The organism is Ruegeria sp. CRTD044 (assembly GCF_059613485.1).
Map to the genome: position 1 here is coordinate 24,956 of NZ_JBXWSP010000001.1, position 10,563 is coordinate 35,518.

9 protein-coding genes and 1 pseudogene are annotated in these 10,563 nt (G+C 56.3%); 8 read left to right on the forward strand and 2 right to left on the reverse strand.

Annotation, left to right across the window (positions count from 1 at the left end; all coding sequences use genetic code 11):
* Positions 1–50: 50 nt before the first annotated feature.
* The 5 genes and pseudogenes from AC2FNL_RS00135 to AC2FNL_RS00155 form a co-directional block, all read left to right on the forward strand.
* Positions 51–1,604 carry an ABC transporter substrate-binding protein gene (locus AC2FNL_RS00135; RefSeq protein ID WP_496831583.1) on the forward strand — a complete coding sequence of 518 codons (1,554 nt, stop codon included), beginning with the start codon at positions 51–53 and terminating at the stop codon, positions 1,602–1,604.
* Positions 1,605–2,573 (forward strand): ABC transporter permease, encoded by a 969-nt coding sequence (locus tag AC2FNL_RS00140; RefSeq protein WP_093964992.1) that lies wholly within the window; start codon positions 1,605–1,607, stop codon positions 2,571–2,573. It begins immediately after the preceding gene.
* A complete protein-coding gene (locus tag AC2FNL_RS00145) occupies positions 2,570–3,484 on the forward strand; it encodes an ABC transporter permease (RefSeq protein WP_496831585.1) in 915 nt (304 codons plus the stop codon). Before AC2FNL_RS00140 ends, AC2FNL_RS00145 begins: the two co-directional genes overlap by 4 nt.
* Positions 3,481–5,169, forward strand: a complete 1,689-nt coding sequence (locus AC2FNL_RS00150) for an ABC transporter ATP-binding protein (RefSeq protein WP_170339355.1) — start codon at positions 3,481–3,483, stop codon at positions 5,167–5,169. The genes AC2FNL_RS00145 and AC2FNL_RS00150 overlap by 4 nt, the downstream gene beginning before the upstream one ends.
* Before the next feature lie 261 nt (positions 5,170–5,430).
* A pseudogene (locus AC2FNL_RS00155) lies at positions 5,431–5,556 on the forward strand (integrase); the annotation flags it as partial.
* A gap of 97 nt (positions 5,557–5,653) precedes the next feature.
* On the opposite strand, the gene AC2FNL_RS00160 reads toward AC2FNL_RS00155, so the two are convergent.
* Together AC2FNL_RS00160 and rsgA are read right to left on the reverse strand one after the other, a co-directional pair.
* Positions 5,654–6,439 (reverse strand): VOC family protein, encoded by a 786-nt coding sequence (locus tag AC2FNL_RS00160; protein ID WP_496831586.1) that lies wholly within the window; start codon positions 6,437–6,439, stop codon positions 5,654–5,656.
* Positions 6,426–7,508, reverse strand: a complete 1,083-nt coding sequence (gene rsgA, locus AC2FNL_RS00165) for a ribosome small subunit-dependent GTPase A (protein WP_496831588.1) — start codon at positions 7,506–7,508, stop codon at positions 6,426–6,428. The genes AC2FNL_RS00160 and rsgA overlap by 14 nt, the downstream gene beginning before the upstream one ends.
* A 549-nt stretch (positions 7,509–8,057) precedes the next feature.
* On the opposite strand from rsgA, the gene AC2FNL_RS00170 reads away from it, so the two are divergent.
* The 3 genes from AC2FNL_RS00170 to AC2FNL_RS00180 all read left to right on the forward strand — a co-directional run bounded on the left by AC2FNL_RS00170 (position 8,058) and on the right by AC2FNL_RS00180 (position 10,488).
* Positions 8,058–8,354, forward strand: a complete 297-nt coding sequence (locus AC2FNL_RS00170) for a putative quinol monooxygenase (protein WP_093964997.1) — start codon at positions 8,058–8,060, stop codon at positions 8,352–8,354.
* Between the two features lie 20 nt (positions 8,355–8,374).
* A complete protein-coding gene (locus tag AC2FNL_RS00175) occupies positions 8,375–9,802 on the forward strand; it encodes an adenylate/guanylate cyclase domain-containing protein (RefSeq protein WP_496831590.1) in 1,428 nt (475 codons plus the stop codon).
* A gap of 305 nt (positions 9,803–10,107) precedes the next feature.
* The gene (locus tag AC2FNL_RS00180; RefSeq protein WP_496831592.1) at positions 10,108–10,488 is read left to right on the forward strand and encodes a hypothetical protein; all 381 of its coding nucleotides are present in this window, start codon (positions 10,108–10,110) and stop codon (positions 10,486–10,488) included.
* Positions 10,489–10,563: the final 75 nt, after the last annotated feature.

Consider the following 10,563-nt stretch of genomic DNA (forward strand, 5'->3'; position numbering starts at 1 on the left):
GTGGCCGGGCCTCGGGATGCGGGGCCCGCCACCAAAGAGTGGGAGCTATCATGAAACGTCTGACCACTGCCGCGCTATTCTGCGCGCTTGCCTTTCCCGTCGCAGGCGAAGAGTTCACGTTTGCCGTTACAACGGACCCGCAAACAATGGATCCTCATGCCGTCAACTCTGCCCCGGTTCTAGGTTTCTTGAACAACGTCTACGAAGGGCTTGTGCGCCGGGGCAAGGACATGACCATTGAACCGGCGCTGGCCACCAGTTGGGAGACCATCGGGGATGGAGCCGGATGGCGGTTCAAACTGCGCGAGGGCGTAACGTTTCATGATGGTTCTGAATTCAATGCGGATGACGTGATCTTCTCGTACCAGCGGGCGTCTGACGAAAATTCGGACACCCGCAGCTGGTTCGCGCCCGTCAGCGAGGTGGTGAAAGTTGACGACTACACCGTCGATGTCATGACCACCGCGCCGAACCCGATTTTCCCGGACAGCATTGCCAACTGGATGATCATGGATAGCGGCTGGGCCGAGGCAAATGACGCAGCACTGCCTGACAAAGAATCGGGCAACTATGCGACCCTGAACGCCAATGGCACCGGTGCTTTCCGAGTCACCGCGCGAGAGCCGGGTCTGCGCACTGTTCTGGAGCCGTTCGACGGCTGGTGGGACACAGCAGAACACAACCTGACCCGCGCTGAATTGGTGCCAATCCAAAACCCGGCAACCGCTCTGGCGGCTTTGTTGTCCGGAGATGTGGACTTCATCAACCCGGTCCCAATTCAGGATGTGGCTCGGTTGCAAGGCAATCCGGATGTGAAGGTCATTCAGGGCGTCGAAGCGCGCGTGATCATGCTGGGGTTTGATCAGCAGGAAGGCGCGAGTGAAGCCGGGCAGGGCGGCTCGGACCTTTTCCGAGACGTGCGCGTCCGCGAGGCGGTGGCAAAGGCAGTAAACGTTCCCGCTATCCTGCAAACCATCATGCGTGGCAATGCTGAAGTGGCGAGCCAGTTGGTCAGTCCTGCGATGCGCGGCTATTCGGCTGCGAATGCGGACCCCTATGGCTACGATACTGAGGGTGCCAAAGCTTTGCTGGCTGAGGCTGGCGCTGAGGGGGCCGAGATCAGCTTTAAGTGCCCCAACAATCGCTACCTGAACGACGAAGCCGTTTGCCAGGCGATCACCGCCATGCTGTCTCAGGTCGGGCTGAACGTGACGCTCGATGCGATGCCGGTTCAGAACTACTGGCCTGAACTGCGGGCCGACAATTTTGATATGTATCTGTTGGGTTGGTCACCCGGTACGTTCGATGCCGAGCATCCCGTGCGTTTCCTCGCTTCGACCCCAAATGAGGAAAAGAAGTTGGGTTCCTGGAATTTTGGCGGCTATTCGAACGCTCGCGTGGATGAATTGCTGCCGCTGATCCAGTCCGAGATTGACGAACCCACACGTCAGGCAATGCTGGACGAGGTGGCAGGTATCCTGCACGACGAGGTGGCTTATGTGCCGCTTTACGTTCAACCGTTGGTCTGGGGCGCGCGCAGCAATATCGAGCTGACACAACGCCCCGACAACTTCTTCCTTCTGCGCTGGGTAACGGTCAACTAAATGCTGTCATACATTATCAGGCGTGTGGCTCAGTCGGCGCTGGTTCTGTTCGTCGTGGGCCTGGTCGCCTTTTCCATGTTCCGCTTTGTCGGAGATCCGATCGACAATATGCTGGGACAAGAGCGGACCATGGAAGATGTGGAACGTCTGCGGGCGCAGCTGGGGCTCGATCAGCCGTTTCCGGTGCAATATGTGAAGTTTCTGCAGGAAGCGGTACAGGGCAATTTCGGCGTCAGCTTCCGTCAAGGGCGTCCGGTAGCGGAAATCCTGGCCGAACGCGCTCCGGCAACGTTGGAACTGGCGCTGGTCTCAGCCGTGTTTGCCATAGTCTTGGGCATCGCGCTGGGTGTGTTCACCGCAATCCGGCGAGACGGGTTTGCAGCGAATTTCATCATGTCAGCATCTCTGATCGGGGTTTCCCTGCCGACATTCCTGATCGGAATCCTGTTGATTTACATCTTCTCGGTCGAACTTGGCTGGCTGCCCAGCTTTGGGCGCGGAGAAGTCGTAGACCTGGGTTGGTGGAGCACCGGCTTGCTGACAAGCAGTGGCCTCAAGGCGCTGATCCTGCCCGCGATTACATTGGGTCTATACCAGATGACCCTCATCATGCGGCTGGTGCGCTCCGAGATGCTGGAAGTACTCCGGCAAGACTATATCCGCTTCGCCCGCGCCCGTGGGCTGAGTGACCGGACCATCAATTTCCGCCATGCGCTGAAGAATACTATGGTCCCGGTCATTACCATTATCGGCCTGCAACTGGGCGCCATCATCGCCTTTGCCATCATCACCGAGACAGTGTTTCAGTGGCCGGGCCTGGGCCTTCTGTTCATCAATGCAATCCAATTCGTGGATATACCTGTCATGGCAGCATACTTGATGATGATCTCGGTCATCTTTGTCACCATCAATCTTGCGGTCGATATCCTTTACGCCTTCATCGACCCGCGCCTGAGGGTCAGCGCATGAACCGTGTGAAACGCATTCTGGATAGCGACCAGTTCTACGCCTTCCGCCGCTCGCCTGTCGCCATGGTGTCGGCGACGGTGGCATTGATCCTGATCCTAGCCACGATCCTCGCACCAATGATTGCGCCGACAAACCCGTTTGATCCGGCCAGCCTGAACCTGATGAATGGCTTCACCCCGCCGATGGAGCCCAATGCCTTTACAGGCGAAACCTTCCTAATGGGCACAGACGATCAGGGGCGCGATGTGTTTTCGACCATCCTTTACGGAATGCGGATCTCGCTATTCGTTGGGGTGGCGGCCGTTCTGTTCGCGATGGTTCTGGGGATCATTCTGGGCCTGCTATCGGGCTATTTTGGCGGTTGGACCGAAACCATCATCATGCGCACGGCGGATGTGCAGCTGACTTTCCCATCGATCCTTCTGGCCATGCTGATCTTTGGGATCGCCAAAGGCATTACCCCGGTGGAGTATCGCGACCAGATGGCGATTTGGGTGTTGATTCTGGCCATTGGACTGTCCGATTGGGTGCAGTTTGCTCGCGTCGTTCGGGGCGCAACGCTGGTTGAGAAGAACAAGGATTACGTCGCCGCCGCTCGCATCATCGGGCAAAGCCCGCTGACCATCATGCTGCGCCATATCCTGCCCAATGTGCTGTCACCGGTGCTGGTGATCGCGACTATCTCATTGGCGCTGGCTATCATTGCCGAGGCGACGCTTAGTTTCCTTGGCGTTGGCGCGCCACCGACACAGCCCTCGCTGGGGACGCTGATCCGCATCGGGCAGGGCTTCCTGTTCTCGGGTGAGTGGTGGATTCTGTTCTTCCCGGCATGCACCCTGCTGGCATTGGCGCTGAGTGTAAACCTGCTGGGCGACTGGCTGCGTGACGTTCTGAACCCGAGGCTGAAATGACCGATCCAGTTCTTTCGATCCGCAACCTGACAGTGGAAATCCCCACTCGCCACGGCATCTTTAAGCCGGTCGAGCATGTGACCTACGACCTGCATCCTGGCGAAATCCGAGGCGTCGTCGGCGAAAGCGGTGCTGGCAAGTCCATGACCGGCAATGCCGTGATCGGCCTGCTGGATCCCCCGGCCCACGTCTCCGAAGGTGAGGTCTGGCTGAACGGTCGCCGGATTGACGAACTGGACGCCGAGGACAAACGCCGAATCCGAGGCAAAGAGATCGGCATGATCTTTCAGGACCCGTTAACCTCGCTGAACCCGTTGTTCACCGTGGGTGAGCAATTGGTCGAGACGATCCAGCTGCACCTCGGCCTTTCCGCTTCCGAGGCCAAAAAGCGCGCCATTGCGCTGCTGGATCGCGTGTCCATCCCAGACCCGGCAGACAGGTTCAACCAGTATCCGCACCAGTTCTCCGGAGGGATGCGTCAGCGGGTGGTAATTGCGCTTGCACTCTGTACCGAGCCCAGCGTTCTGATCGCTGACGAACCCACAACGGCCTTGGATGTATCTGTCCAAGCGCAGGTGCTGGATCTGATCAAGGAACTGGCGAAAGAGCGTCAGGTGGGCGTGATCCTCGTTACCCACGATATGGGCGTTATCGCTGACACCACCGACTCGGTGACCGTGATGTATTCCGGTCATGTGGTTGAAAGCGGCACGACTGATCAGATCCTCGGCGCACCGAAACATGAGTATACCAAATCTCTGATTGCCGCTGTGCCGCGGCCGCACACCAAAGTCGAGCGTTTCCCAGTGGTCAATTATGGCGAGCGGGAAAGAACCTTCAAGATCGAAGATCTGGCGGCCCATTGGGACAAGACCGATCTGTCGAAATCCGGCAAACTGCTGGAAATCGAAAACATTACTAAGACGTTCCTGCAAAAAGGCGGGCTGCTGCCATCGCAACGCAAGTACTTCACTGCCGTCGATCAAGTGAGTTTCGACATTCGCGACGGAGAGGTTTTCGGCCTTGTCGGCGAAAGTGGCTCTGGCAAGTCCACAGTCGCACGGATGATTGGAACACTCTATCCCGTGGACGGTGGGCGGGTGATCTTTGATGGCGAAGACGTCACAGTGATGGAGGCAGAGGCCCTGCAAGCCTACCGCCGCCAGATCCAGATGATCTTTCAAGACCCGTTCTCCAGCCTGAATCCCCGCATGAGGGTCGGGGACCTCGTGGCCGAGCCCATCCATCATCACAAAATCTTGCCCAAGCCCGCTATTGAACCGCGCGTGCGCGAACTGCTTGACTGGGTTGGCCTGGCCAAGGACGCGTGGCGCAAGTATCCACACGAGTTTTCCGGTGGGCAGCGTCAGCGCATTTGTATTGCTCGCGCCCTCGCAACTCAGCCCCGTTTTCTGATTTGCGATGAGCCGACCAGCGCCCTGGACGTATCCATTCAGGCGCAAATCCTGAACATTCTCAAAGACCTGCAAGAACATCTGGGCCTGACTATGCTCTTTATCAGCCATGATCTCCCGGTCGTACGTCAGATGTGTGACCGGGTGGGCGTGATGCGACATGGGAAGCTGCTTGAGGTTCAGGAGACGGACTCGTTGTTCGAAGCACCAGAGCATCCGTACACACGGGAACTTTTGGATTTGATGCCACGGCTAAAGCAATTGGCATAACCCTAACGGTTTGGTCTTGCATCGGTTATTCCAGAAGAAGTTGTTTGAGAGGTGCTCGCGCAAGCAATCAACGGTAGTTTGAACTCAAACACCGACTTGAATTGGCTCCATCGCAAGGCGTCTGGTACTCGTTGTCGACCCAATTTCGGACCCGGACGAAGCTGAATGAAATGCAATCTCGGTCAATGAGGTCTGCGTCGCGGTTACAGCCGACGGCAGCAATGCGGTTTGCGACTTCAGAATATCCCTTGAAAGACAGCTTTCCACGCCTCACCACACATCTCGACACGGCAGTACGCGCGACTTGTTGGGGACTGGGTGTCAGCCATTGGTCTCAAACCGAGCGGCTACGGTACACACTTCCAATGCCGGACCGAAGCATCGGAGAACTGACATCAGAAACAAGTCGGCGGCTGGATCCCGACCAATGCACTGTCGACTAGCGCGCATAAGCGCTGAGTTCTTGAGAAGAACTTGCGAGTGGCTAGAAAGGGTTTGTCTGCTTGCCGCCGAAAGCAAACGGCACTCCGTCCGGATCACACAGGATAGGGATTTGAGCTTGAACGGTTTCGCTCACATTCAAGGAGGCCGGACGTGCGCTTTTGGCTTCAGCAGCACGGATGGCGTCGGGGACTGAAGTAACTTTAAGGCAAGGGATCCAAGATGCGTTTGAGGCAGTTGACCAAGTCGCCGCATGCTGGATTGCAACAAGACGACCCTGAGGCCCGAGGAGAGTGGCGCAACCCTGGTCCCGCACGGGAGACACCTGCCATCCGAAGAGTTCGAAGTAGAACGCCTGCGGAAAGCCATTACCGTTGCCGATATACATTTCAGGGCCGAACTGCTGTCTCGGCACGGGGAAACTGTGCCGAGACAGCGCAATCCCCACTAGAGCACCGAGCGGATCGCGAACGAGTGCGTTGCGCCCGACGCCCGGCACCTCGAATGGCTCCCGAACAACTTTGCCTCCGAGTGTGTCGACGCGCTTGGTCGCCAGGTCCACGTCGGGGACCTCGATGTAAGCGACCCAGCCATTCGCTTGCTCCGGAGGCGTCTCGATTAAACCCGCGCCCGCTTTGTCACCGGAGAGTGCGAGGACGAAATCCTGCTCGCCGCCACCCCATGCAAAATCCGATGCCCGCTCGACTTCATAAGTCCAGTTGGCGACGTGCTGGTAGAATGCCATTGAACTCGCCCTGTCCGGTGTGAAAAGGTCATGCCATACGATTTGACCAGCTTTCGACTGTGTCATCGCCTTACTTCCTGACATCTTTGAGTTTTTTGACACCGCGGACCATCTTCCCGAACGCCTTGTCGCGCGACCTGCGTTCCGCAAGGCTCGCTGAGTTAAACGCGTCTTCGGCCATGAGCTTGCGCCATCTGCGAAGCCGATCGCCGTCAAGAACACCCTCATCGATAGCCTTCAGAACAGCGCATTCCGGCTCAGAAACGTGCTGACAGTTCTTGAATCGACACTGCGCGGCCAACTCCTGAATGTCGGCGAAAAGATCGTTGATACCTTCCGCTGCATCGGTGAGCTGCAGTTCACGCATGCCCGGAGTGTCCAGGACCAGACAGCCATTGGGCATCGCATGAAGCTCGCGCCGCGTTGTTGTATGCCGCCCCTTTGCGTCGTCCTCACGAATGGTCTGGGTTTCAATGGACTGACTGTCGAGCAGCGCATTGGCCAACGTCGATTTCCCGACACCAGATGAGCCGAGAAACGCCACCGTCTTGCCGGGCTTGCACCAGGGAAGCAGTTTTGTCCGGGGCGCGTCTCCGCGGGCGTCAAGGGCGACCACGTCGATCATGTCCGATACCGCGCGGGCCGCTTCGAAATAGTTTTGCGGCTCCGTCACGAGGTCGGTCTTTGTCACGACGATGACGGGTGTCATCCGTGCCTCAAAAGCCAGAGCTGCATAGCGTTCCAGCCGGGCCACCTTGAAGTCCTGATTGCAAGACGAGACGATAAAGACCGTATCAATGTTCGCCGCGATCAGTTGTTCCTGCCGGTCGGTTCCGGGCGCGCGCCGCTTAATGAGGCTTGTGCGCTCAAGAACCCGACTGGATCTCGGGCGTGTTGCGTCCAGCAACAGCCAGTCTCCGACAGTTGCATCGGCTCCAGGCGGAATTATCGTATCGATGCCGTCACCGACGACATGCAGCCCATTGCGATGCACTTCAACAACGCGAACGGGAGGTGTCGCCGACAAGTCTTCTACGCTGATCTGTTGGGCGAAATACGGTTGCCATCCCAATGCCTGAAGGGGGCTGAGATTGGCGTGCGATCCGGCGTCGCGTGCGCGAAGCGGAAGGAAATCGGAGTAATCCCTGGTCATAGGGTGTTCACTTTCATGTCTCTGGCCCAGGTCAGATTTGGGCGCTGATGGTAGGAAAGAGTGCGCACATCGAAGAACTCCGTCCGCAACAAAGCGACGGCGGTGCTTCAGATCTTGAATATGCTCCGGGAGGCGCGCTGCCTCCCTTCCTTACCGGGACATAAAACCTCCATTTCCGATGAAGTGCACATAGGAAGACCGCCGGCACAACACAACAGTTGACCAGTGATTTGGCGCACTTCTTCAGTTCTCTGTAGCGACCATTCAACACGAAGAAGACTGTGTGAGCTTTACCCCGTATCAGCCACTTACGCCAAAAACAGCTGTTGACCGCACCGAGCCAAAATTCCCCCAATGTCCGCCTTGGGCCGTTATCAGACATACCAACAAGCTGAATATTAGGCAGCTTAGTCTGCAAGGCGCTTGCTGAACTGAACTCATCGAGAGACGGCTCGGAGCCATAATCTGACACTCGCCATCGAGTATGCTAAGCTGGATCGTGTGAGGCACACATACATTCGGAAACCGCATCTTTTGGAGGACGGATGTATGATCATGCGCATTTTTCAGGTGACAACGCGGCCGGGAAAAGAAGAGGAATTTGGCCGCTTTTTTCGCGACACTGCGATCCCGTTGATGAAAAGCACCCCTGGAATCGTGCACCTTTTTCCGGGTGCGCCGAGAGAGGATGCGCCACGAGAGTTCAGTTTCGTTATGGTTTGGGAGAGCCTGGAGGCACTGAAGTCGTTTGTGGGCGAAGACTATCAAAGCCCGCACATCGATCCAATAGAAGCAGACCTCGTCGAGTCTCGATCCATCAAGCACTATGACTTGGTCGACGGCTAATCGCGAACGGGAGGATCAGGATGTCGAAGGGTAGGGGGAAATCGCTGCCAGAACGCGTCCTTGATCTGAACGAACCGAAGGCTGAGGATTTGCCGGCCTTGGAACTCCGGTTGCGGGAGGCGCTGGATCGGCAAAGGGCGACTGCCAAAATCCTGGAAGTCGTCAACAGCTCTATTAAAGACCCTCAGCCTGTCTTCAACTCGATTGTTGAAGCGGGTCAAGCGCTTTTCCCAAAGTCGACAATCAGCATTGGATTACAGGACGGCGACAAACTGATATTGGGAGCAATTTCTGGTCCCGAACCGGCTGGCGTCGAGGCTTGGCGGCGGCGTTTTCCGGCGCCACTTCATCCAGAGACAATCCATGGCCATGTCATTTTGAACGGCGAGGCGATTGATTTGCCGGACGTCGCCGCATCGAAAGACAGGTTTCGCATTGGGGCTGGAAACTTCCTCGCCTCAGGGTTTCAGGCAGTCACCATGGTGCCGATTTCACAAGGAGGACAAACCGTTGGAGCTCTCGCCGTGTTGAGGCATTCAACCGGAAAACTTCAAAAAGAGCAGTTCGATATTCTCACAACATTTGCGGCACAAGCGAACATCGCCTTGGACAACTTACACTTGCTGAGCCAGATGCGTGAAGCGAATGAAACTTTGACAAACCTGTCCAAACAGCTTGCCAAATACATGCCACCCCAACTCTACGAGTCAATCATTGCCGGTGACCAACAAGCGGCCATCGAAAGTCGCCGCCGAAAGCTCACGATCTTCTTCTCAGACATCGTCGACTTCTCCGAAATCACCGATCAACTCGAAGCCGAGGAACTGACCACTTTGTTGAATGAGTATCTTTCAGCAATGTCCAAAATCGCCCTGAAGCACGGCGCATACTTCGACAAGTTTATTGGTGACGCCATGATGCTGTACTTTGGCGAACCCGAAAGCCTCGGGGTAGAAGAAGATGCCGCTGCATGTGTGCGAATGGCAATAGATATGCAACGCAACCTAAGTCACTTGCAAACGGAATGGCAGCGCAAAGGATTGATCGATAGACCATTTCGCGCTCGCATGGGCATAAACACTGGCTACTGCACGATTGGAAACTTCGGCTCGGAAGACCGGATGGACTACACGGCTATTGGACGCGAAGTGAACCTTGCTGCGAGACTTGAGGCCGAGTGTGATCCCGGAGGTCTCTTACTCGCTGCCGAAACCTATTCTTTGGTAAAAGACTGGCTTCCGGTTGAGGAACGAGAGCCTGTTCGAGTGAAGGGGTTTCAAAATCCCATTCGGACGTATGCTGCGACCGCGATTTATGAAAGTGCCGACCGCGATAGCCGCATTATTCACGAGGAAGATGAAGGCTTTTCTCTTACAGTTGATCTGGCTCGCATAAGCAAGGGGGCAATCCTCCGACTAAAGTCCCTTGTTTCAGGTCTGGACGACTAGTCAAAATTTCGGTCACGGCAGCTCAGTCCAAAACTTGTAACCTCACCTCTCAAAAATGGCTGCACGACAATCGAAAGGCCAGTTTCCCGCCGCGTTGCGACGCCAGGACTTGCTTCATTGAGAATTCGCGTGTGCAAAAGACCGCTTGCACGCGTGCAAGTAGGAACCAAAGGCCATGCCAACGACGCTTCACAAGATGGTGATTAACAGGCTTGGCAGTCCAGAGAGATGAGTTGCACTAATCGCACCGTGTACTGTGTTAGAAAGGGCGGACTCGTATCACTTACAGCTTCGGGGCATTCGCCATGCGCTTTTCTCTCACCATCGCAACACTCGTTGTCTTGGCCACTCAGTCTTTTGCGCAAGACTCCGTTCTCATCGGGGACGCCCCGCTTCCAGCCGACATTGCAACCGATGTAACGCCAGATTCTCCTTTTCTTGGAATTTGGACGGGTAGATGGGACTCTTGGAGAAGTCATATTCTCGTCGTCGAAAGCCGAGATGAGGACGGGTTGCTCAATGTTGTTTACTCGGTCGGACGTGGCCAGCATGGCCGCGGAAACTGGTTTCGAAGCAAGGCGCGTTTAGATGGGAACACTTTGGTGTTCACCGACAATGACTTCGCGGCGCGCTATTCAATTTCGGGTACCGGGCGACTGCGGGGCATCTATCCAACCGAGGATTGATCCTCCCCCAATGAAGTGGTCCGCCGTTATGTTTAGGAAAACGGAGGATCAGAATGGCAACGAAGAGACACAAGC

Coding starts and splice junctions, on each gene's coding strand:
- AC2FNL_RS00150 (WP_170339355.1), top strand. CDS start 3,481: ATGACCGATCCAGTTCTTTCGATCCGCAACCTGACAGTGGAAATCCCC.
- AC2FNL_RS00175 (WP_496831590.1), top strand. CDS start 8,375: ATGTCGAAGGGTAGGGGGAAATCGCTGCCAGAACGCGTCCTTGATCTG.
- rsgA (WP_496831588.1), bottom strand. CDS start 7,508: ATGACCAGGGATTACTCCGATTTCCTTCCGCTTCGCGCACGCGACGCC.
- AC2FNL_RS00145 (WP_496831585.1), top strand. CDS start 2,570: ATGAACCGTGTGAAACGCATTCTGGATAGCGACCAGTTCTACGCCTTC.
- AC2FNL_RS00140 (WP_093964992.1), top strand. CDS start 1,605: ATGCTGTCATACATTATCAGGCGTGTGGCTCAGTCGGCGCTGGTTCTG.
- AC2FNL_RS00135 (WP_496831583.1), top strand. CDS start 51: ATGAAACGTCTGACCACTGCCGCGCTATTCTGCGCGCTTGCCTTTCCC.
- AC2FNL_RS00160 (WP_496831586.1), bottom strand. CDS start 6,439: ATGTCAGGAAGTAAGGCGATGACACAGTCGAAAGCTGGTCAAATCGTA.
- AC2FNL_RS00180 (WP_496831592.1), top strand. CDS start 10,108: ATGCGCTTTTCTCTCACCATCGCAACACTCGTTGTCTTGGCCACTCAG.
- AC2FNL_RS00170 (WP_093964997.1), top strand. CDS start 8,058: ATGATCATGCGCATTTTTCAGGTGACAACGCGGCCGGGAAAAGAAGAG.